Origin of the sequence: Niveibacterium sp. 24ML (assembly GCF_026586805.1) — a bacterium.
Classification (GTDB): domain Bacteria; phylum Pseudomonadota; class Gammaproteobacteria; order Burkholderiales; family Rhodocyclaceae; genus Niveibacterium.
In genome coordinates, this window is sequence record NZ_JAPFHA010000008.1 from 46,806 (window position 1) to 66,239 (window position 19,434).

At 65.2% G+C, this 19,434-nt stretch carries 23 protein-coding genes; 7 read left to right on the top strand and 16 right to left on the bottom strand.

From position 1 onward, the window contains the following. Window positions 1-45: 45 nt before the first annotated feature. The 4 genes from OPU71_RS08905 (at window position 46) to OPU71_RS08920 (ending at window position 3,344) form a co-directional block, all read left to right on the top strand. Entirely contained in the window at window positions 46-444 is a 399-nt protein-coding gene (locus tag OPU71_RS08905; RefSeq protein ID WP_267727477.1) for a hypothetical protein, read from the top strand. An 88-nt stretch (window positions 445-532) separates the two neighbouring features. Beyond that, window positions 533-1,153 (top strand): DJ-1/PfpI family protein, encoded by a 621-nt coding sequence (locus OPU71_RS08910; protein ID WP_267727479.1) that lies wholly within the window; start codon window positions 533-535, stop codon window positions 1,151-1,153. Between the two features lie 28 nt (window positions 1,154-1,181). Continuing rightward, entirely contained in the window at window positions 1,182-2,354 is a 1,173-nt protein-coding gene (locus OPU71_RS08915; protein WP_267727481.1) for a class I SAM-dependent methyltransferase, read from the top strand. A 9-nt stretch (window positions 2,355-2,363) separates the two neighbouring features. After that, a complete protein-coding gene (locus OPU71_RS08920) occupies window positions 2,364-3,344 on the top strand; it encodes a DUF2804 domain-containing protein (protein WP_267727483.1) in 981 nt (326 codons plus the stop codon). Window positions 3,345-3,360: 16 nt separating this feature from the next. Here the strand turns inward: OPU71_RS08920 and OPU71_RS08925 are convergent, their stop codons facing one another. From OPU71_RS08925 to OPU71_RS08940, 4 genes are all read right to left on the bottom strand, one after another. Further along, a complete protein-coding gene (locus OPU71_RS08925) occupies window positions 3,361-3,708 on the bottom strand; it encodes a hypothetical protein (protein WP_267727485.1) in 348 nt (115 codons plus the stop codon). A 28-nt stretch (window positions 3,709-3,736) separates the two neighbouring features. Continuing rightward, a complete protein-coding gene (locus tag OPU71_RS08930) occupies window positions 3,737-3,934 on the bottom strand; it encodes a hypothetical protein (protein WP_267727487.1) in 198 nt (65 codons plus the stop codon). A gap of 281 nt (window positions 3,935-4,215) precedes the next feature. Continuing rightward, on the bottom strand, window positions 4,216-5,022 hold the full coding sequence (locus OPU71_RS08935; RefSeq protein WP_267727489.1) for an alpha/beta hydrolase: 807 nt from the start codon (window positions 5,020-5,022) through the stop codon (window positions 4,216-4,218). Beyond that, the gene (locus OPU71_RS08940) at window positions 5,019-5,639 is read right to left on the bottom strand and encodes a glutathione S-transferase family protein (RefSeq protein WP_267727491.1); all 621 of its coding nucleotides are present in this window, start codon (window positions 5,637-5,639) and stop codon (window positions 5,019-5,021) included. The genes OPU71_RS08935 and OPU71_RS08940 overlap by 4 nt, the downstream gene beginning before the upstream one ends. Before the next feature lie 81 nt (window positions 5,640-5,720). Between OPU71_RS08940 and OPU71_RS08945 the strand changes: the two genes are divergently transcribed. The 3 genes from OPU71_RS08945 (at window position 5,721) to hemE (ending at window position 7,477) form a co-directional block, all read left to right on the top strand. Continuing rightward, a complete protein-coding gene (locus OPU71_RS08945) occupies window positions 5,721-5,915 on the top strand; it encodes a DUF2905 family protein (RefSeq protein WP_267727493.1) in 195 nt (64 codons plus the stop codon). Continuing rightward, entirely contained in the window at window positions 5,915-6,322 is a 408-nt protein-coding gene (locus OPU71_RS08950; protein ID WP_267727495.1) for an STY0301 family protein, read from the top strand. Before OPU71_RS08945 ends, OPU71_RS08950 begins: the two co-directional genes overlap by 1 nt. An 87-nt stretch (window positions 6,323-6,409) precedes the next feature. Beyond that, on the top strand, window positions 6,410-7,477 hold the full coding sequence (gene hemE / locus OPU71_RS08955; RefSeq protein WP_267727497.1) for a uroporphyrinogen decarboxylase: 1,068 nt from the start codon (window positions 6,410-6,412) through the stop codon (window positions 7,475-7,477). A 62-nt stretch (window positions 7,478-7,539) separates the two neighbouring features. Here hemE and OPU71_RS08960 read toward each other — a convergent pair whose 3' ends face one another. The 12 genes from OPU71_RS08960 to OPU71_RS09015 all read right to left on the bottom strand — a co-directional run bounded on the left by OPU71_RS08960 (window position 7,540) and on the right by OPU71_RS09015 (window position 19,386). Beyond that, window positions 7,540-8,433 carry an FHA domain-containing protein gene (locus OPU71_RS08960; protein WP_267727499.1) on the bottom strand — a complete coding sequence of 298 codons (894 nt, stop codon included), beginning with the start codon at window positions 8,431-8,433 and terminating at the stop codon, window positions 7,540-7,542. Window positions 8,434-8,474: 41 nt separating this feature from the next. Beyond that, the gene (gene ttcA / locus OPU71_RS08965) at window positions 8,475-9,440 is read right to left on the bottom strand and encodes a tRNA 2-thiocytidine(32) synthetase TtcA (RefSeq protein ID WP_267727501.1); all 966 of its coding nucleotides are present in this window, start codon (window positions 9,438-9,440) and stop codon (window positions 8,475-8,477) included. Between the two features lie 250 nt (window positions 9,441-9,690). Then, on the bottom strand, window positions 9,691-10,431 hold the full coding sequence (locus OPU71_RS08970; protein WP_267727504.1) for a pteridine reductase: 741 nt from the start codon (window positions 10,429-10,431) through the stop codon (window positions 9,691-9,693). A 22-nt stretch (window positions 10,432-10,453) separates the two neighbouring features. After that, complete coding sequence (gene dusA / locus OPU71_RS08975) at window positions 10,454-11,470, bottom strand: tRNA dihydrouridine(20/20a) synthase DusA (RefSeq protein ID WP_267727506.1); 1,017 nt, start codon at window positions 11,468-11,470, stop codon at window positions 10,454-10,456. Between the two features lie 37 nt (window positions 11,471-11,507). Then, window positions 11,508-12,290, bottom strand: coding sequence for a DUF2145 domain-containing protein (locus tag OPU71_RS08980; RefSeq protein WP_267727507.1), 783 nt, complete (start codon window positions 12,288-12,290; stop codon window positions 11,508-11,510). Beyond that, window positions 12,287-12,730: a hypothetical protein gene (locus OPU71_RS08985; RefSeq protein WP_267727509.1), complete on the bottom strand. Its 444-nt coding sequence runs from the start codon at window positions 12,728-12,730 to the stop codon at window positions 12,287-12,289. The genes OPU71_RS08980 and OPU71_RS08985 overlap by 4 nt, the downstream gene beginning before the upstream one ends. A gap of 295 nt (window positions 12,731-13,025) precedes the next feature. Beyond that, window positions 13,026-13,445, bottom strand: a complete 420-nt coding sequence (locus OPU71_RS08990; protein WP_267727511.1) for a hypothetical protein — start codon at window positions 13,443-13,445, stop codon at window positions 13,026-13,028. A 62-nt stretch (window positions 13,446-13,507) separates the two neighbouring features. Then, window positions 13,508-15,139, bottom strand: a complete 1,632-nt coding sequence (locus OPU71_RS08995; protein ID WP_267727513.1) for a hybrid sensor histidine kinase/response regulator — start codon at window positions 15,137-15,139, stop codon at window positions 13,508-13,510. Between the two features lie 72 nt (window positions 15,140-15,211). Continuing rightward, on the bottom strand, window positions 15,212-15,652 hold the full coding sequence (locus OPU71_RS09000) for a hypothetical protein (RefSeq protein WP_267727515.1): 441 nt from the start codon (window positions 15,650-15,652) through the stop codon (window positions 15,212-15,214). Next, window positions 15,652-16,866 (bottom strand): hypothetical protein, encoded by a 1,215-nt coding sequence (locus OPU71_RS09005; protein WP_267727517.1) that lies wholly within the window; start codon window positions 16,864-16,866, stop codon window positions 15,652-15,654. The genes OPU71_RS09000 and OPU71_RS09005 overlap by 1 nt, the downstream gene beginning before the upstream one ends. A gap of 190 nt (window positions 16,867-17,056) precedes the next feature. Then, window positions 17,057-17,881 (bottom strand): ABC transporter ATP-binding protein, encoded by an 825-nt coding sequence (locus OPU71_RS09010; protein WP_267727519.1) that lies wholly within the window; start codon window positions 17,879-17,881, stop codon window positions 17,057-17,059. 185 nt (window positions 17,882-18,066) lie between these two features. Then, complete coding sequence (locus OPU71_RS09015) at window positions 18,067-19,386, bottom strand: ABC transporter substrate-binding protein (protein WP_267727521.1); 1,320 nt, start codon at window positions 19,384-19,386, stop codon at window positions 18,067-18,069. Window positions 19,387-19,434: the final 48 nt, after the last annotated feature.

Below are 19,434 nucleotides of genomic sequence, written 5' to 3' on the forward strand. Positions count from 1 at the left end.
CGAGCCTGCTATCCTCTGCAAACCTTTCAGACTGCCAGAAAATCCATGGACACCTCCAAGCTGCCGACCCGTGATGCCGCGCTGCGCGCAACCAAGAAATGGATCCTCATCCTGCTGGTCGCGACAATCGGCCTTGCAGGGCTCTACACCTATGGCTCGCTGCACTACGCCTACTCAAGCGGCGAGCGCGCCGGCTTCGTGCTCAAGCTCTCGCGCAAGGGCTGGCTGTGCAAGACCTGGGAAGGTGAGTTGAACATGCTGGCCATTCCCGGCTCCTTGCCGGAAAAATTCGCCTTCACTGTGCCGGACGATGCAGTAGCCGAGAAGATCAACCAGGCGCTGGGCAAACAGGTGACACTGCACTACGACGAACACAAGGGCATTCCTTCGACCTGTTTCGGCGACACCCCGTACTTCGTCACCGGGGTCGAAATCATCAAGTAGGCGGGCGGCTGCGATCCGGATGCCGCATCGCAGCAAAACCTGCCACAATCGCGCTCGCCGCAGCCCCCCGCATGCGGATGGAGAGTGAATGATGACGCTGTGCATCGGGCTCTACCTTTTCGACGAAGTCGAGATCCTCGACTTCGCCGGCCCGCTGGAAGTCTTTTCCACCGCCAGCCGCGTTTTCCAGCGTCTTCACCCAGGCTCGCCGCCGCCATTCGCGCCCGTTCTGATTGCACGCCAGCCGCAGATCCGCACCCGCGGCGGCATGCAGGTGAGCGTGCCCCACCCGATCCACGACCATCCGCCCCTTGATCTGCTGATCGTGCCCGGCGGCGTGGTCGACGCCGAGCTTGAACGTCCGGAAGTCGTTTCCTGGGTGGCGGCCCAGGCGGCGCACGCGGGGCGTATCGCCTCGGTGTGCACCGGCGCCTTCCTGCTTGGCGAAGCCGGTTTGCTGGATCGCCGCCGCTGCACCACGCACTGGGAAGACGTCGCTGCCTTGCGCACCCGCTACCCGGATGCCCATGTTTCAGCGGACGCGCGCTTCATCGACGACGGGCCGCTCATCACTTCGGCCGGCATCTCTGCCGGTATCGACATGAGCCTCTACCTGGTCGCACGTCTGGTCGACCGCGCGCTGGCCGTGCGCACCGCACGGCAGATGGACTACGCCTGGCAGGGCGCGCCCGAGCCGGCAAGTCAGTAGGCCCGGCGGCGGGCGGTAGAATCGGCGCATGACTGCCGAACGCCCAGACGAGCTACCGCCGCCCTCGCCCGACGCCCTTGAGGCGAGCGCCGCGCTGCTCACCCGCATCCGCTCCGCCATCGATCAGGCCGGCGGCTGGATTCCATTTTCCGACTACATGGCACTGGCGCTCTACAGCCCCGGCCTGGGCTACTACAGCGGGGGGGCACGCAAGTTCGGCCCCGGCGGCGACTTCATCACTGCGCCGGAACTCACACCCCTGTTCGGGCAAGCCCTCGCCCGGCAGATTGCCGACCTGCTGCCGCTGACCGCTGCCGAAGTGCTCGAAGTCGGCGCCGGCACCGGCTTGCTCGCTGCCGATTTGCTCGCCGCGCTCGACAAGGCAGCCTGCTTGCCCGAGCGCTACCGCATTCTTGAACTCTCCGGTGAACTGCGCGCGCGTCAGCGCGAAACCCTGCAAGAAAAGGTGCCGGCGCTACTGCCGCGGGTGGAGTGGATTGACACCCTGCCCGACCAGTTCGACGGCGTCGTGATTGCCAACGAAGTGCTCGACGTGATGCCGGTTGAACTGGCGGTCTGGCGCGATGGCGCGGTGTTCCAGCGCGGCGTCTGCTGGCAGGACGGCTTGCGCTGGTCAGACCGCCCCGCGGACGGTGCGCTGGCAAGCGCGGCCGCCGCCCTGCCAGCGCCGATGCCCGCGCAAGGCGAGTACGTCAGCGAGATCTGCCTGGCCGCGCGCGCCTGGATCACTGAATGGTCGCGCCGCATCGGCCGCGGCGTGATGCTGCTGATCGACTATGGCTATCCGCAGCGCGAGTACTACCTGGCCTCACGCAGTACCGGTACCTTGATCTGTTACTACCGCCACCGCGCCCACCCCGATCCCTTCCTGTGGCCGGGCCTTACCGACATCACCAGTTTCGTCGACTTCACGGCGGCGGCCGACGCTGGCTTCGCAGCGGGGCTGGATGTGCACGGCTACATCGACCAGGCCAACTTTCTGATCAACTGTGGCTTGCTTGATTGCCTCGCCGAACGCGGCCCGACCGACACGGCGGACTACATCCGCGCCGCGCGTGCCGCACAGCGCCTGATTGCGCCGCACGAGATGGGCGAGCTGTTCAAGGTGCTCGCGCTCGGCCGCGGCGTGGCGGGGCCGCTGCGCGGGTTTTCGCGCGGCGATCGTCTGCACACGCTGTAGGGGGGCGCCATGAGCGCGCTGGCGCCGCTGCCGCCCGGCTTGCTCGATACAGGGGGAGCGACCCGCTTTGGCGCCTGGGCGGGTGCGCTGGACCGGGTCGACTGGCAGGGGCTGATCTGGCCGCGCCGCCCCGGCTGGCTTGAAGGCTGGCTGCGGCACAAGCGCTGGCAATACGTAGCCATCGCACATCCGCAGGTTTTCGTCGGCATCGCGGTGGTGGACCTGGGCTGGGCCGCGCATGCGTTTGCCTACGCCTTTCTGCGCGTGCCCCGGCAACTGGTATCGCTGTCGCGCGACGGCCTTCCCGGCGCATGCCGGGTCGATACCCGCCCGTTCGCCGATGCTGCCGCGACGCTGCCGGGCCTGCGTATCGAGATGCAGGCCGCGCCGCGCGGGTTGCGGGTGATCGCCCGGCATCGTCGCTTGCAACTCGATGCATGCCTCGATCTGGGCGCCATGCCGCCGCCGGCCTGCATCGTGGCACCCGCCAACCTGATCGCGCATTGCACCCACAAGAGCGGTGCTGTCCCGCTGGCTGGGCAGTTGCAGGTGGCGGGATGCAGCATCGATCTCGCAGGCGCTGTTGCAAGCCTTGACCATTCGGACGGATTCCTTGCCCATGACACGCGCTGGCAATGGGCCTCGGCGCATGCAACGGGCTTCGGTTTCAATCTGCAGGCCGGCTACATGGATGCGGCTGAAAACGTGATCTGGCTTGCTGGCGTGCCGCACAAACTGGGCGCGGTGCGTTTCGAACACGATCGCGCTGATCCGCTGGCACCATGGCAGATGCGTTCGGATTGCGGCAGCACGCATTTGCGCTTCCAGCCCGAGGGCTTGCACCAGGGCAGCAAGAATCTGGGTTTCGCTTCAAGCCGCTTCGTGCAGGCGATCGGCACGTATTCAGGCAGGCTTGGCGTGCCGGGCGAGGCAGGCAGGGATGTCAGCGGGCTGTTGGGCGTGAGCGAGGATCACGCATCACGCTGGTGACGCGCGGCGCAGGCTGTTAGCCGCGCAGGGCGGCCACGCGCGCTTCGCGTTCGGCGTCGAGCAGGCTGGGTTTGCCGCTCACCGGATCAGCCACAACATAGGTCAGGATTGCGCGCACGGCAGGTCGCGGGTCGGCCACCTGGCCAAGATAAGCAGTCACCCTCAAGCCGGCTCGGCCCGATTCGGTCACCGACCAATGCAGCTGCGGCGTGATGCCGGCCGGCAGGCTGTGTTCGATCTGTACTTGCAGGTCGCCCAGGCGCAGCACATCCGGCGCGATGGCCGCATGCAAGGGCCCCAGCGCGCCTTCAATCACGGCGAGCAGGCTGGTCGCCTCGCCGCGCGGGGAGGCACGCTCGCTCAAGCGAGCCCCCCGGCCCGGCGTGTGCTACTCATTCCTGGAAGCGATAGACCTGCTGCAGGAAGGAATCCGGATCGCCCGGCGGCATGGCCGCATGGCGCCGGGAGGTGGTTTCAACTTGCTGCAGACCGAGTTGCTCGACCAACGCGTGCGGCAAGCCCCCCGCGTTCAGCACTTCTTCAGCGAATTGTCCGAACTCGTCGAACGTGTTGCCCGTTGCCATATCCATGATCATCACCGTCGTCGCCCTCTGTTTTGGGTTGTCCCCAAATGCGCCGGATCATCCCCGCTCCGGCGCTTCCTGCCCCCTCATGGCTTCTTTGCGAAGCTCATGCCTCTAGTGAACGTGCAAATCCGGAAAAAGTTGAGGGCCAATGTTGCATCGACGCGAAATTTCTCACGAAGTTCATTCGTGCATGCGGCGGGAAGCCAATAAAAACATGGCTTGTAAGACAAAATGATGACGTTGCAGAAAAGATACAATCGCCCGCACAACATGGGCGTGACGGCTCAATCCACCGGCAGCGTATCGAGCCAGTCGGCAATTGGGTCGGCGGCGGCGCGCCAGCCGGCTTCGAGCATCATGCCGTGGCCGATGTCCGGCACGATCAAGGCCTCCACGCCCCACAGAGCGGCGGTTTGCCTTACGCCCGCCACCGGGATCAGCGCGTCGGCTTCGCCCCCCATGACCAGCACCTGAGCGCAATGCTCGCGGCAGACGCGCGGCAGCGCAAAGCCCAGCATGTCCCAGATCGCGCGCTGCGATTCGCCATGCATCTTGAGGAAGTAGCGCTCGAGCAGTTCATGCGGCATTGGCTGGTGGAACATGGCTTCGACCAGTGCGTGAACGCCGATCGCGCCGCCGCCGGCGAGCCGGTTCAGATCGAAGAGCAAGCCGGGGCGACGCAGGGCAAGCCCGAATGCCGACGACCACATGCCGCCCGGCGGCACCGCACACATCAAGACGGCCGCCGGTGCGCTTTGTTCTTCGAGCAGGCGTTGCACGACAAAGCCGCCCATCGAATGGCCGATCAGCACCGGCGGTGCGGGCAGCGTCGCGATCACCGATTTCAGGTCATTCACATAGTCGTTGATCGACAGCGCATCCCGGTACTCGTGCCCGGGGCTGCCGGCGTGCCCCGAGAACGACAGCGCGTGCGATGCCCAGCCGCGCGCCGCGAAGAAGGGCAGAAAGTGCTCCTGCCAGCACCAGGCGCCGGCATGGGCGCCATGCACGAAGACCAGCGGTGTGTGGCGGGCTTGACCTTGCGGCAAGGCACTGAGGACTTCAACCGACAGCGTTTCGCGGGCGTTCATTTGGGCACCTTCAGGCCACGCTGGACCGCGGGCCTTGCGGCAATGCGGTCGAACCAGGCTTGTACGTTCGGATAGTGAGCAAGATCGATCTGCTGGTATTCGTGGCAGGCGATCCAGGGGAAGGCGGCGATATCGGCGATCGTGTAGAGGTCGGCGGCGATCCACTCGCGCCCCTCAAGACGGGTTTCAAGCACGCGGTAAAGGCGGCGGGCCTCGTCGCCGTAGCGTTTCATTGCGTAAGGCACCGCTTCCGGGGCAAAGCGCAGGAAGTGGTGTGCCTGGCCCAGCATCGGGCCCAGGCTGGCCATCTGGAACATCAACCACTGCAGCGTTTCGTAACGGCCGTGCGCCGATGCGGGCAGGAACTGGCCGCACTTGCCGGCCAGGTAGACCAGAATCGCGCCCGATTCGAACAAGGTGATCGGCGAACCATCGGGGCCTTCGTCGTCTTGCAGCAGCGGAATCTTGTTGTTCGGGTTCAGCGCGAGGAAGTCTGGGTCGAATTGCTCGCCCGCGCCAAGATCGATCGGCTTGACCGAGTAGCGCAGCCCGCACTCTTCGAGCATGATCGAAACCTTCTGGCCGTTCGGCGTTCCCCAAGTGAATAGCGTGAGCATTCAAGATCCCCCTGTTGCAGTCGCACATCATCCCACCGTTCGGGGTGCCGAACTATCGTTCGGACGGCGAACCAAGTCACGATGATCAAATGGCTGCTGGTGATCGTGCTGCTTGCGCTGTGCTCCGGCGTGCTCGACGCATGGCTGCGCGCACGCTTCAAGCGCGGGCTGCCTGGCGATCTGAAGCTGCGCGTCGGTGGTCGAGAGGTCCGCATCGCGCTGGGCATGACGGTGCTGCTGTCAGTGCTGGCGACCTTGTTGCTCAGGCGGCTGTGATGCGTGTGATGCTATGGCTGGCGATCGCGCTGCTTGCCGGCAAGGGGATGGCGGCGCCGGTGTGCCCCGCCAGCATTGATTCGCAGGAAACCCTGCCGCAGGTGCCTGCGCCCTGGTCGCTGAGCCCCGAACGCATGCCGCAGCGCTTGCGGGCGATCCGCCTGTTTGACGGACCGCCGCACGAGGGTGCCACGCTCAGGCCCGAGGAATCGGCCGGTGGCCGGCGTCTGGTATGGCGTTTCGACGCGCCGGATTCAAGCGGCATCTGGCTCGGCTGCGTCTATGAAGGCAGCCGCCTGATGCTCAGCCAGCGCATCGAACCGACGCCGCGCGTCTGCGAAGCGATCATCGCGGGTCCGAATCCGGTCACCGACTTCGCGACCCAGCTGCGCCTCAGCTGCCGTTGAGCGGCCGCGCGGACGGTCTGCCGCCGAGTGCGCCCTCGCCCGGGTGCGGCGCGCTAGAATCGCCGTCTTTCCATCCCAGGTAGCGCCATGTCCCGCCCTCGCAACGATACCTTCCTGCGCGCACTGCTCCGCCAGCCAACGGACTACACGCCGATCTGGCTGATGCGCCAGGCCGGCCGCTACCTGCCGGAGTACTGCGAAACGCGGCGCCGCGCAGGCAACTTCCTTGCCCTCTGCAAGAGCCCGCAACTGGCCTGCGAAGTGACCTTGCAGCCGCTGGCGCGCTTCCCGCTCGATGCCGCGATCCTGTTCTCCGACATCCTGACGGTGCCGGACGCGATGGGGCTCGGACTGTATTTCGCAGAAGGCGAGGGCCCCCGCTTTGAGCGCCCCCTGCGCGAAGAGTGGGCGATTCGCGACCTCAGCGTGCCGGACCCCCACGACAAGCTGCGCTACGTCATCGACGCGGTGGCGGAGATCCGCCGCGCGCTCGACAACAGCGTGCCCTTGATCGGCTTTTCCGGCAGCCCCTTCACGCTCGCTTGCTACATGGTCGAGGGCAGCGGTTCGAGCGACTACCGCCACCTCAAGAGCATGCTCTACGCGCGGCCGGATCTGCTGCACCACATCCTGGGCGTGACCGCCGACGCGGTGACGCAGTACCTGAACGCGCAGATCGAGGCCGGCGCGCAGGCGGTGCAGATCTTCGATACCTGGGGCGGCACGCTCACGCCGCACGCCTATCGCGAATTCTCGCTTGCCTACATGCAGCGGGTGATTGCCGGACTCAAGCGCGAGCACGATGGCGAGAAGGTGCCGGTGATTGTCTTCACCAAGGGGGGCGGCCAGTGGCTGGAAGAAATCGCCGCGATCGGTTGCGATGCAGTGGGACTGGACTGGACAACCGACATTGGCCAAGCGCGGGCGCGTGTTGGCGATCGGGTGGCACTGCAGGGGAATCTGGATCCGTCTTCCCTGTTCGGTACGCCGGAGTCAGTGTCGAAGGAGGCCAGGCGGGTGCTCGACAGCTTCGGCAAGCACCCAGGCCATGTTTTCAATCTTGGTCACGGCATTTCGCAGTTCACCAACCCAGACAATGTCACCGCCCTGGCGGAAACCGTGCGCAGCCATAGCCGGGCGCTCAGAGGCGCCTGACCGGCTCGCCCCAAGCAAAAGGGCCGCAAGCGCGGCCCTTTTTTCTGAATGCCAAGTCCGCCTCAGCCCTGACGGATCTCGAACGAGACCATCTCGCCCTGGCTGTCTTCTTCGCAGGAGAAGCCGCAACCGACCCGCCCAAGCGTCGGCAGCGCGCACTCTTCGCGCTTGAGCATGATCTCGGCCTCGTCTTCCGGCGCGACAAAGGTGCCGTTGGAGCTCTGGTCGATGACGTAGAAATGGCCGTGGCGCCACTCGATCCGGGCATGGTGGCGCGAGGCACGGCGATCGAGGATCACGATGTCGTTGCCTTCCTCGCGGCCCATCAAAAGGATCGGGCGCGATTCGGTCACGATGTGGGCCACGCCGCGATGCCGCAAGACAAGCCGGGCGCGGCTGGTATCCGTACCGGCACTGGAACTTGGCGGCACCGAGTCCGGGCCGATTTGCGATGTCAGTTCGTAGAGTGGAATGTCCATGCCGTCGTGGCGGACGTTCCGGTCGCGCACCGACGATGCAAGGGCCTTGACGCCCTCGGTCAGGTGCAGGGCGAGCTCACCGGTCATCAGGGCCTGGCCGGGCTCGGCGGTTTCGGCAAGGCGGCCTGCCAGCTCAACCGCCAGGCCCGAAGGTTCGTTGCCCGAAACCAGCTCGCCGCAGTGCAGCCCGATCTTGAGCCCGATCGTGATGCCGGAAACCGGCGGCAGACGCTGCACCTTCTCGTGCATGTCGGATGCGGCCTGCGCCGCGTCGTCGGCGCGTTTGAACGAGGCGATCAGGCGATCGGCGCGGTCGAGCAGTGCATGGCCATGGTGTGCGTCGACAGATCGCATGATGCGGTTGCGGGCTCGATCCAGCGCGCGCTGAGCCTCGGTCGGGCCAATCTTGTCGGTGAGCTTCTGGCTACCAAGCAATTCGGCAAACAGCACGCAGTTGAAATCGGTCCGGTTCGACATCTGGTTACGTTCCGCGGGAATCGGATGCATTAAGAATCTGTTTAACGGCTGTTGAGCATAGAGCCTTGAGGCTCTTCTGCACCAACGAATGTGTCACGTTCGTTTCGGGCAATCGAAACAATATCCACCACCGCCGGGGCGCTTGGCATGTCCGGTGCGTCAAAGGCAATGTCCCCCTCGTCGACGCCCTCTCCGGCCTTGACCCCCTTGAAGTCGAAAAGCCGCTGATCCTGCAGGTGTGAGGGCACCACGTTGGCAAGCGCGGTGCTCAGCGACTGGATCCGCCCCGGATAGCGTTGCTCCCATTCCTGAAGCATAGCCTTGACATGCTTGCGTTGCAGGTTCTCCTGCGAACCACACAGGTTGCAAGGGATGATCGGGTATTCCATGCCACGTGCGAAGCGGCTCAGGTCGCGCTCGGTGCAATAAGCCAGCGGGCGGATGACGATGTGCTGGCCGTCGTCACTGGTCAGCTTCGGTGGCATCGACTTGATGCGGCCGCCGAAGAACATGTTCAGGAACAGGGTTTCGAGCATGTCGTCGCGGTGGTGGCCTAGCGCGATCTTGGTTGCCCCCAGTTCGCGCGCCACCCGGTAGATGATGCCGCGACGCAGGCGCGAGCACAGCGAACAGGTTGTTTTGCCTTCCGGGATCTTGTCCTTGACGATTGAGTAGGTGTCTTCCGTGACAATGCGGTACTCGATGCCAAGCTTCTCGAAATACGCTGGCAGCACCTCGGCGGGAAAGCCTGGCTGCTTCTGGTCGAGGTTCATCGCGATGATGCGGAAGTTCACCGGTGCGCGTTCACGCAGGGCCAGCAGCAGCGATAACAGCGAGTAGGAATCCTTGCCGCCGGAGCAGCAGACCATCACCACGTCACCGTCCTCAATCATGTTGAAATCGCCGATGGCGCGGCCGACCTGGCGTTCAAGGCTTTTCTTGAGGCGCAGGAAGGTGTTCGAAACGGCGGTTTCGCTCGCCTCGTCGAGGGCGGGTTCCAGGGTCACGGGAGTCGCGTAGGTGTTTGAGATAGCAGGCAATTATAGCTGCCGGACCAGCGCTTTCGGGATTCCTTTTGGCGCCCCGAAAAGGGACTTTCGGCTTTGCGGCGACGTGCGGCCAAAGCAATGATTTCAAAGAACTTATTTGCCACCCGCAATGGCGATCAAGGGGCGGATCATGCGTTTGCGATCCGGCCTGATTCCACCGGCATGGGAAATCTACCCGTGCGTACCACCGTTTGAGGCGGGCGCTGGCTCAAAGATGCGCGGATCGACCGCCGTCCACTGCCAGTATCTGCCCGGTAATGTAGGGCGCATCAAGCATCAGGAAGCGCACTGCGCCGGCAATGTCCTGCGCTGAGCCGACCCGCTTGAGCAGGGTGTGAGCGATGATCGCTTCACGTTCGGCGGGCGGAAACTGGCCGTCTTCGGGCCATTCGATGGCGCCCGGTGCAACACCGTTCACCCGCACCTGCGGCGCCAGTTCAATCGCCAGCGCACGGGTCAGGCCAAGCAAGCCGGCCTTGGCGGCGGAATACACCGGGTAGCCGCTAAGCGGCCGCTCGGCGTGGATGTCCACAATGTTCACGATGGCGCCGCCGCTTGCGCGCAAGTGGGGCGCTGCCGCCTGCGAAAGAAACAAGGGCGCCTTGAGGTTGGTGCCGCTCAGGTCAAGCCACTGCGCCTCGTCGATGTGCCCCATCGCGGTCGGGTAAAAGCTCGACGCATTGTTGACCAGGCCATCGAGACGCCCGAATTGCGCCAGCGTGCGTGAAACCATGTCTGGCAGGGCCGCCGTGTCGAGAAGATCGGCCTGCAGCAGCAGGCTGCTGCCGGGCCTCTGCGCTTCCAGCTCGGCGGCGAGTGCCTGGGCATCGGTGCGCGATCCGCGATGATGCAGGGCCACGCGACAGCCAGCGGCATGCAGGGTTCGCGCAATGCAGGCGCCGACGCGCCGAGCGGCGCCGGTGATCAGGATGACTTTCTCGTCTTGCATCGGGATTCCCTCGTGAATCACTTCAGCCAGGCACCGGGGGCTCGACCGCTTCGGGCTTGCCGACACAGGCCCATGCTTCCCACAGCAGTGCCGGTTCGTCAGCCCGCAGGCGCTGCGGATCAGAGAGCAGGCGGCGGAAGCCGCGTGCTCCGGGCAGGCCGTTGGCAAGGCCCAGCACATGCCGCACGATGGCACGCATCGGGGTGCCGTGGGCGGCTTTTTCGCGCTCGCAGTAAGCGACCAGCGCGGCGATGACATGCTCGCGCGACGGCGCCCAGTCCGGCGTGAACAGCGCGCGCTCCCATTCGGCCAGCGCCCAGGGGTTCTGGTAGGCCTCTCGGCCGATCATCACGCCATCGACATGGCGCAGTTGCACTTCGATCTGCTCGGTGCTGGTGAGGCCGCCGTTCACGAGGATTTCAAACTGCGGGAAGTCGAGCTTGAGCCGGTGCGCGAACTCGTATCGCAGCGGCGGAATTTCGCGGTTTTCCTTCGGCGAGAGGCCCTTGAGCCAGGCATTGCGGGCATGCACGATGAAGGTGGTGACGCCCGCCTCGGCCACGGTGCCGATGAAGTCGCGCACGAAGGCGTAATCCTCGATGCGGTCGATGCCGATGCGGTGTTTGACGGTGACCGGAATCGCCACCGCATCGCGCATCGCGCGGCAGCCATCGCGCACCAGTTCGGGTTCGGCCATCAGGCAGGCGCCGAAAGCACCGTTCTGTACCCGTTCCGAGGGGCAGCCGCAGTTCAGATTGATCTCGTCGTAGCCCCAGTCTTCGCCCAGCTTTGCCGCATGGGCGAGTGCCGCCGGATCGGAGCCGCCCAGCTGCAGCGCAACCGGGTGCTCTTCGCCGTGAAAGCGCAGGTGGCGTTCAACATCGCCGTACTGCAGCGCGCCGGTGGTCACCATTTCGGTGTAGAGCCACGCGTGCGGCGCGAGCAGGCGGTGGAAGTAACGGCAGTGACGATCGGTCCAGTCGAGCATGGGCGCGACGGACAAACGGCGGGGCGGCAGCGGATTTACGGCGTGAGTCATCCGCCCGATTCTAGCGGATCGCTGCCGCCTGCCGGGCTCAGAGCCTCACCAGCACGCGCCGGGCGCCCGGCGCGTAGCGCGCAAGCCAGGCGTAGACCGACTCGACCGTCACGGTGTCGATCTGGCCTGCCATGCGCCGGTCGAAGGGTTGATCGTCGAAGGCGACGTTGGCGCGGAACATCCGCGCGGCGAGCCGTGTCGCGGTGTCGATCTTCAGCGTGGTGGCCTGATAGCCGGCGCGCTTGAGCCAGGCTTGCGCTTCGCCACGGCCGCTGAAGGGGCCGGCTTCGGCATCGGCCAGGACTTCGATCGCCCACTGGTTCGAGTTCTGATAACGCGCCTCAAACGGGTAAGCGAGCATGTTGTAGCGGGCCTCGTGCATCACGGCATAGGCGCCAGACCGGAAGGACGCAGCCAGGCGCTTCTGGGTGTCGGCCGGCGGGATCAGGATCAGCCCTTCCCAGCGGAACAGGTCGTCGGCGTAGAAGTTGGCCAAGCCTTCGGCGTACAGCGCAGAACGGGCGCTGCCGCACTGGTTGAGCTCGTGCAGCACCGTCCAGCGGCCGGAGGGCGAATCGCGCCACACGTAACCCAGATGGGTGTAGCGCAGGCCCCACTTTGAAAGATCCTGGCCCACCCGCGCCAGCATCACGACCTCGGCGCCACTCTGGTCGAGCGACTCGCGGGTCTTGAGCGCGAGCCCGAAAGCCTTGCTCAGGGTTTCGGGCCTGATCGGCTGCTCGGTGCAGGGCTGGCCGGCGTGCGCAAGCCGCAGCGCCAGCAAGCTCAGCACCAACAGGCACCGGCGGAGGGCGCTCACAGCGTGGCACCGGTCAGGCGGGTGTGCTGCAGCAGGCTCTTGCCGATTTCGTTCGGCACGTACGCAATCGCCTTGCCGCCGCTGGTCAGCAGGTAGCCTGCCGCCTCGGTGAGCACCTGCACCGTGCTACCAACCGCCACCGACGCACCACCGGCGGCCTGCCCGGTGAGCTTCACCGACACTTCAAGGCCGTTTCCGATGTTTTGCAGCACCAGCACGCTTGCCTCGCTGCCGTGTTCAACCGCCACGACCGACAACTCGGCACCGGACGACAAGGCCTCGGCCGTACCGCCAAGCACTGCCCCCACCGCAGACGAGGCGGCCGCCGATGATTGGCCCGAGGCCTGCGATGCGTCACCTGCAGCATGCGCAATGGGGGCGAGCGCGAGCACTGCAAGAAGCGCGCTGCAGCGAAGTTGCCTGGCGAACGAAGTCATCATGATGCTTGCTCCAGATACGGCACATGCCGCAGGCGGAGTCTAGGCAGCGTCGGTGTGTGAGCCCCAAGCGCGTACTCGTAAGCAGCGGTGTCACCCGCCTGCCGCGTGAACCGCCTGCACAGCGACTGCCGCAGCGCAAGCCGCGCCTGTGCTGGCGCGCCATTGCGAAGGCTCAGCGCAGGGCGGCACGGGGCGGCCAGGCTGAAACCTTTGATAACCGACGCTCACGATCTGGATACGGCGCCACACCAATGCCGGCAGTTCGCGATCCAGGGCGGGCCCTGCCCGCAGCGGCCTACTGCCTGGGTGTACCGGTCACGCTGATGTCGAGCGTGTACTTCGCGGTCGCGTTGCGCCGCGCGGCATTGCGCATCAGGTACACGCGAAGGGTGTATTCACCGCTGGCCGCCAGTTCAGAGGAAAAGTCGTTGCCCGCACTCGAACCGACGAAGATCGCTTCCCCGCTTGAGCCAGGCGGCAGCACATTGAAATAGGCAGACGGGTTGCCGGGCTTGAACCGCACCACCATCGTCTGGCCCGCAGCAGCACGCAGCGTGTAGTCGATGATCTGCTCGCCCTTGATCTGTGCCTTGATCGTCGTACCGGACGCCCCTTGCTTGAACTGCACCGGCTGCACCTTGATCGCGGGCTCGGCCTGCGCGGGGGTCGAAAGCAATACGACGGCGGTGGCGATGCTTGCGAGAATCGGTTTCATCCAGGGATCTCCGGAGTGAGCGCGTGTTGGCGGGCAGGGCGGTACCGCGGCGAGCACAATGATCAGGCCTTTGCCGAAGGTGGTGCCGGGATCGTGATCCGGATCGTCGTGGCCTGGTCGGCATCGCTGGTTTCCATGCTGATCGTGCCGTGCTGGGCTTCGAGCATCAAGCGTGCCGAGTAGGTGCCAAGCCCGGTGCCCTCGCGCTTGCCCGCCGTGGCGAACTTGTCGAAGAAGCGTTCGCGAACTTCCACCGGCACGACGCCATCGTTGCGCATCACGATTGCGACCGGCGAGGTGGACTCGATCGCTACATCCACCGCTCCCCCTTGCGGGATCGCCTCGCAGGCGTTCTTGAGCAGGTTTTGCAGGGCGGAGTGCAACAAGGCGCCGTCGCCCCAGGCGACGATGTCTTCGGCGCTGCTGCCGGACGGCAGCTCGAACCGGATTACGATGTCCTTGGCGGCGAAGGTCTTGCGCGAGACTTCGATCAGCCGCCGCAACAGCCTTGCCACCATCACCGGCTGCGGTGCCAGTTCGAAGCGGCCGGTCTCGATCTTGTAAAGCTCGGCAGAGCGGTTGATCAGATCCAGCGCCGAGTGCGCCGAATCCTCGATCAGTTGCAGTTGCGACTTGACCTCGTCTGACAGGCCGGCATTTTCGAGCAGGCTCTGGGTGAGGCCCAGCACCCCGGCGAGCGGGCCCTTGATGTCGTGGCGGGTGATCTGTTCGACGTCTTCGCGCAGCCGGGCGGCCTCCATCATCGTGTCGTAATCCTGCTGCAGGCCACGATGCAGTTCGATATAGCGGAGGAAGTTCTTCACCCGCATCTGCAGGGTATCCGGGTCGATCGGTTTGGTGACGAAGTCGATGGCGCCCAGCGTCATCGCGCGGTGCCGCGCGGCATCGTCGGTCAAGGCGGTGACGAATACGATGGGGATGTGTTCGGACGAGGGGTGGCTGCGGATTGCCTCGGCCACTTCAAAGCCATCCATGTCCGGCATCATGATGTCGAGCAGCACCAGATCCGGCGGGTCGTCGGATTGGCAGATCGTCAAGGCCCGCTCGCCGTTCTGGGCAACCTTGACCTGGTAGTCCTGCTTGAACAGGCCGGCAAGCAGGGTCAGATTGTCGGGCATATCGTCCACCACCAGCAGACTGGCGCGCACGCTTGGCGCGCTGCCCGAGTGCGCCGCTGCCCTGGCTGGCGCGGCGGCGGCATCGTTAGTGGCGAACGGCTGGCTGGGCGGCGCTTCGGCACGGCGCGGGCGCCAACGCAGGGCCCGCGCCACGCGCTCTGCCAGCACCGCCGAGGTGTAGGGCTTGACGACCAGCTCCGAAACGCCCGCCGCAATCGCGCGCTCGACGCGGCGGCGTTCGCCCTCGGTGGTGATCATCATGAAGGGCAAGGCGCTGGTCGCAGGGTTTGCGCGCACCCGCTCAAGCAGTTCATAGCCGTCCATCAAGGGCATGTTCCAGTCCGACATCACCAGCGCGATCGGTTGATTCTGGATCACCTCCCACGCTTCGGCTCCGTTACGCGCCTCGATGATCTGCGCTGCGCCGAGCTGCCTGAGTTGATTGACGGTGACCCTGCGCATCGCACTGAAGTCATCCACCACCAGCACGACGCCATCGCCGAACGGGTTGGTCGGTCTGCCCTGCGGCTTGGTCTCGCTTGAAAAGTGACTCAACGTGGCTCCCTTCGTTGCGTAGCAGGGCGGTCACTGGCGTGCGGCGGGCGGACGCTGGTCCTGCTGGTTCGCTCAGAAGGCAAACAAGGGCTTGAGCTGTGCCGCTGCGGCCTTGTCGGCCGGCATGAAGACCACCAATGACGCATTGCCTTCCAGTTCTTTGAGCGCCGCATCGACGTTGGCGACAATCCGCGGTGGCCGGCCCTTGCCGCTGAACACCAGCCGCGCCCACAGTGCCCGCATCTGCACCGGGGTGCGCCCGAGCAGGCGGGCATAGAACACTTCCCGCGCCCATGGCGGCACATCCAGCTCGAGCGCCTTGAGCTGGTTCTTGTCGCCCTCAAGGCGTTCGCCGATGTACAGCCGGGTGACCTCTTCGCGCGACAACATGGCGAGCGTATTGGCATGGCCCGCCACCACCACGACACTGCCCGGCTCTTCGGCGCGCAGGCTCGGGATGGCAAGCAAACCTGCTGAAACGGCGGCGAGAAGGAGGCGGGCAAGTGTGCGCATCAGAAGATGTAGTGGGCGGCAAGGCTGAACACGTCGGAATGCGTCTGTCCGGCCGGCAAAGGCACGGTGAAGCTGCCCTTGGCGCCGTTGCTCGGCTGCACACGGTCAAGCTGCAACTTGAGCGCCAGATTGAGCACCAGATCCCAGCGCAGGCCGACCGACACGGTGCGCTGGCTGTAGTTTTGCTGCGCCAGTACGTTGGCGACTGTCGCGCTGGCGAGCGGGTCGGTGATGCGGGCGTCGGCTTCGGTGTTGTGGCTGCGGCGTGCTGCGTAACCCACGAAGGGCATCCAGTCGCCGAAGCGGCGCCCGACCGTCAGGTAGGCGCCTGTGTCGCTGGCCAGCAGGCGTGAGTCGCCCGGGCGGGTTTCGGCGACTTCAGCAAGCAGCAGCCAGTCTTCCGTTTCATAGCGCAGGCCGGCGCTCAGGTAACCGGTGTTGCTGGATTCGGCAAAGGCGTAATCCGCGGCGACATCCGGTGCCCGCTGCTGCAGGAGCGCGAGCACACGATCGAACGCGGGCGACTCGAGCTGCGTGGTGCCGTTCTGCGCCATGACGCGAAAGGTCCAGTTGCTGTCGTAGAGCGTGAAGGCCATGCCGTAATAGGTGCCGCTCAGCGAAGCGCGCAGGGTCTCGTAGCGGTTGGCGCCGACGAAGGCTTCGGTTGCCAGCGACCACGGCCCCAGCGGCGTCAGATGGCGCAGGTAGGCGCCGTCAAAGAATTCGGTATTGGTGACCAGTGCGTACACCTCGCCCGGCGGGCGCACCCAGGGCTGCGCGTAGCGGACGTTGCGGGTATCGGTGAACAGGAAGAAGGGCATCATGTAACGCCCCAGCTTCACTTCGATCTGGGGCGTCAGCTGGATACCGGCATAGGCCCAGGTCAGCTTCAGCGGCGATCCATCGGACGGGGGATCGCGCAGCAGCACCTGCGCGGTGGCGTTCAGGCTGTCGCTATGGACATAACGCAGTTGCAGGCCCGCTTGCGTATCGACGCGCGGTGTCGCGGCAGTGCCGATGTCAGCGTCGGCGGTGGGGATGTACTTGTAGCGGGCGTCGTCGAAACTCGAACGTGCAAGGCCTGCATTGATGAAGCCGTTGACCTGGATGGCGCCGCCCTCATCCGCCTGCGCCAGCGCTGCAGCCTGGCCAAGGATCAGCGCAGCCGCCAGCCGCCGGGCTCGACGCCAGGTCGAAACCGGGGAATGCCGCACAGAGCCGCATTGATCGCCAGAGCCGTTCACGTTTGCCCGATCAGGAATTGCCGCAGCAGAAAGCCGCCAGATTGCATTACGGCGTATCGACGCCGAACTTGAATCTGCGCCCCAGGGCAAGCGTTGCGCCATCGATCGCCGCGCGGCATCAATGCGGCAAGCCCACCACGCGGGCGCAATCGGTATTTCACTAAAGCCAGCGCTTGCGCCGGCGGTAGTGCTTGACGTCGCGAAAGCTCCTGCGCCCGGTGCTGGATAGACCGAGGTAGAACTCCTTCACATCTTCGTTGTTGCGCAGGGTGTCGGCATCGCCCTCCATCACCACGCGGCCGGATTCAAGGATGTAGCCGAAGTGCGCGTAGCGCAGCGCGACCATGGTGTTCTGCTCGGCGAGCAGGAAGCTCACGCCTTCCTTGTGGTTGAGGTCGCGCACGATCTCGAAGATCTCTTCGACGATCTGCGGCGCGAGGCCCATCGAGGGTTCGTCGAGCAGGATCATTTCGGGTTCGGCCATCAGCGCACGGCCGATCGCGCACATCTGCTGCTCACCGCCCGAGGTGTAGCCGGCCTGCGAGCCGCGCCGCTGCTTGAGGCGCGGGAAGTAGGTGTAGACCTTGTCGAGCTTGTCCGCCAACTGGCGGCGGGTGCCGTTGCGCGTGAAGGCGCCGGTGAGCAGGTTCTCTTCGATCGTCAGGTGGCCGAAGCAGTGGCGCCCCTCCATCACCTGGATCACGCCGCGGCGCACCAGCTCGGCCGGCGTGAGGCGGTCGATGCGGGTGCCGGCGAACTCGATGCTGCCCTTGGTGACATCGCCCCGCTCGGCGCCGAGCAGATTCGAGATAGCTTTGAGCGTGGTGCTCTTGCCCGCGCCGTTGGCACCCAGCAGCGCAACGATGCGGCCCTTCGGCACCTCGAGCGAAACGCCCTTGAGCACCAGGATCACATGGTCGTAGATGACCTCGATGTTGTTGACCGAGAGGTAGGACGCAGTGGCCGGTTGAAGCTGGGTGGGCATGACAACCTCGGTGCTGATTTGCGGAAACTTGAACTCACCGCAGAGGCGCAAAGGCGCAGAGGGCCGCCGAGAGAATCCTGTGTCCTCTGCGGCCCTCTGCGTCTCGGCGTCTCTGCGGTAGGAGCATTGGGCGGGCCTGGTTAGGCTTCATTGCATTGCACCCAAGCCACTCATCGAAGCAATCGTCACATCGCCTTCTTGCAGTCGCGCGGCGTGATGCCCTTGTCCTTGGCGAACTGCGCCGCACTGGCCTTGAAGAGCGGGTGCACCAGCTGGCGGTTGCCGTCGATCCAGTCGGTCTTCACCACCCACTTGCTGCCGTCCCACTGTTGCAGCTTCACCTTGCCGGAACCTTCGTGGTCTTCGCACGAGGTCTTGATCGGCGGCAGCAGGCCGGTGGCGCCCAGGGCCTTGAGCCTGGCGTCGTTGAGGTCGAGGTTTTCCAGCGCCCAGGCGATCTGCTCGCCCGTCATGGTCTTGCCCTTGCCGTACTTGTCCTGCGCCTTGCGGATCGCCTCGACGGCAAGGATGCCGTACGAAACGCCGCGGTTATAAAGGATCGAACCGAGCTTGCTCTTGTCGCTGAGGTTGCCCTTGCCGGCGCCGTACACCACCTTCTCGATGTCGGCGACCAGCGGCACATCCTTGCCAGCGACGTTCCAGGTGGCGCTCATGTAGCCCTTGGCGGCCTCGCCTGCCGGCACGGTGTCTTCTTCCGACCCGGCCCACCACGATCCGATCATCTTCTCGCGCGGGAAGCCGACCTTCTGCGCCGCCTTCAAGGCGGTCTGGTTCATCACGCCCCAGCCCCAGAAGATCACGTAGTCCGGCCGCTCCTGCCGCACCTTCAGCCACTGCGCGCCCTGCTCGTTGCCGGGGTGCGCGACCGGGATCTGCACCAGTTCGAACTTGTTCACTCGCGCCTCGGCTTCAAGCGCGACGATCGGCTCCTTGCCGTAGGCGGAGTCGTGATACATGTAGGCGATCTTCTTGCCGGCAAGGCTGCCCTTGTTCTGATCCTTCAGGTATTTGACGATCGCGGTCGCCTGCATCTGGTAGGTGCCGACCATCGTGAAGGCGAAGGGGAAGACCGAACCATCGACCGCATCGGTACGGCCGTAGCCCACCATCGCGAGCGGGATCTTGTCCGCCGCGGACTTATCGATCAGCGCATACGAGATGCCGGTGGAGAGTGGAAACACCGGCGCCGAATTCGCGCCCGCCTTGCCCTTGAGCCGCTCGTAGCACTCGACGCCCTTGGCGTTGTTGTACTCGGTCTCGCATTCCTCCCAGGTCATCATGACCCCGTTCACACCGCCCTTCATGTTCACGTACTGAAGGTAGTCGATCATGCCGCCGAACAGCGACTGCCCGTTCGCGCCGTAAGGCCCGACGCGGTATGACAGGATCGGGAAGAACTGCTCCTTGGCCTGCGCATGGGCGGTGCCGATGCTGCCCAGTGCCATGGTCGCGGCGGCCGCGACGGCGAGTGCGATGCGTTTCATACGGTGTCTCCTCCGGGTGTTTCTCGTTGTGTTATCCATCGCCGCGTT

Excerpts from the sequence above, each read along its gene's own strand:
- OPU71_RS08905 (WP_267727477.1), top strand. The coding sequence starts at position 46 with ATGGACACCTCCAAGCTGCCGACCCGTGATGCCGCGCTGCGCGCAACC.
- OPU71_RS08910 (WP_267727479.1), top strand. The coding sequence starts at position 533 with ATGATGACGCTGTGCATCGGGCTCTACCTTTTCGACGAAGTCGAGATC.
- OPU71_RS08915 (WP_267727481.1), top strand. The coding sequence starts at position 1,182 with ATGACTGCCGAACGCCCAGACGAGCTACCGCCGCCCTCGCCCGACGCC.
- OPU71_RS08920 (WP_267727483.1), top strand. The coding sequence starts at position 2,364 with ATGAGCGCGCTGGCGCCGCTGCCGCCCGGCTTGCTCGATACAGGGGGA.
- OPU71_RS08930 (WP_267727487.1), bottom strand. The coding sequence starts at position 3,934 with ATGGATATGGCAACGGGCAACACGTTCGACGAGTTCGGACAATTCGCT.
- OPU71_RS08935 (WP_267727489.1), bottom strand. The coding sequence starts at position 5,022 with ATGAACGCCCGCGAAACGCTGTCGGTTGAAGTCCTCAGTGCCTTGCCG.
- OPU71_RS08940 (WP_267727491.1), bottom strand. The coding sequence starts at position 5,639 with ATGCTCACGCTATTCACTTGGGGAACGCCGAACGGCCAGAAGGTTTCG.
- OPU71_RS08945 (WP_267727493.1), top strand. The coding sequence starts at position 5,721 with ATGATCAAATGGCTGCTGGTGATCGTGCTGCTTGCGCTGTGCTCCGGC.
- OPU71_RS08950 (WP_267727495.1), top strand. The coding sequence starts at position 5,915 with ATGCGTGTGATGCTATGGCTGGCGATCGCGCTGCTTGCCGGCAAGGGG.
- hemE (WP_267727497.1), top strand. The coding sequence starts at position 6,410 with ATGTCCCGCCCTCGCAACGATACCTTCCTGCGCGCACTGCTCCGCCAG.
- OPU71_RS08960 (WP_267727499.1), bottom strand. The coding sequence starts at position 8,433 with ATGTCGAACCGGACCGATTTCAACTGCGTGCTGTTTGCCGAATTGCTT.
- OPU71_RS08970 (WP_267727504.1), bottom strand. The coding sequence starts at position 10,431 with ATGCAAGACGAGAAAGTCATCCTGATCACCGGCGCCGCTCGGCGCGTC.
- dusA (WP_267727506.1), bottom strand. The coding sequence starts at position 11,470 with ATGACTCACGCCGTAAATCCGCTGCCGCCCCGCCGTTTGTCCGTCGCG.
- OPU71_RS08985 (WP_267727509.1), bottom strand. The coding sequence starts at position 12,730 with ATGATGACTTCGTTCGCCAGGCAACTTCGCTGCAGCGCGCTTCTTGCA.
- OPU71_RS08990 (WP_267727511.1), bottom strand. The coding sequence starts at position 13,445 with ATGAAACCGATTCTCGCAAGCATCGCCACCGCCGTCGTATTGCTTTCG.
- OPU71_RS09000 (WP_267727515.1), bottom strand. The coding sequence starts at position 15,652 with ATGCGCACACTTGCCCGCCTCCTTCTCGCCGCCGTTTCAGCAGGTTTG.
- OPU71_RS09010 (WP_267727519.1), bottom strand. The coding sequence starts at position 17,881 with ATGCCCACCCAGCTTCAACCGGCCACTGCGTCCTACCTCTCGGTCAAC.
- OPU71_RS09015 (WP_267727521.1), bottom strand. The coding sequence starts at position 19,386 with ATGAAACGCATCGCACTCGCCGTCGCGGCCGCCGCGACCATGGCACTG.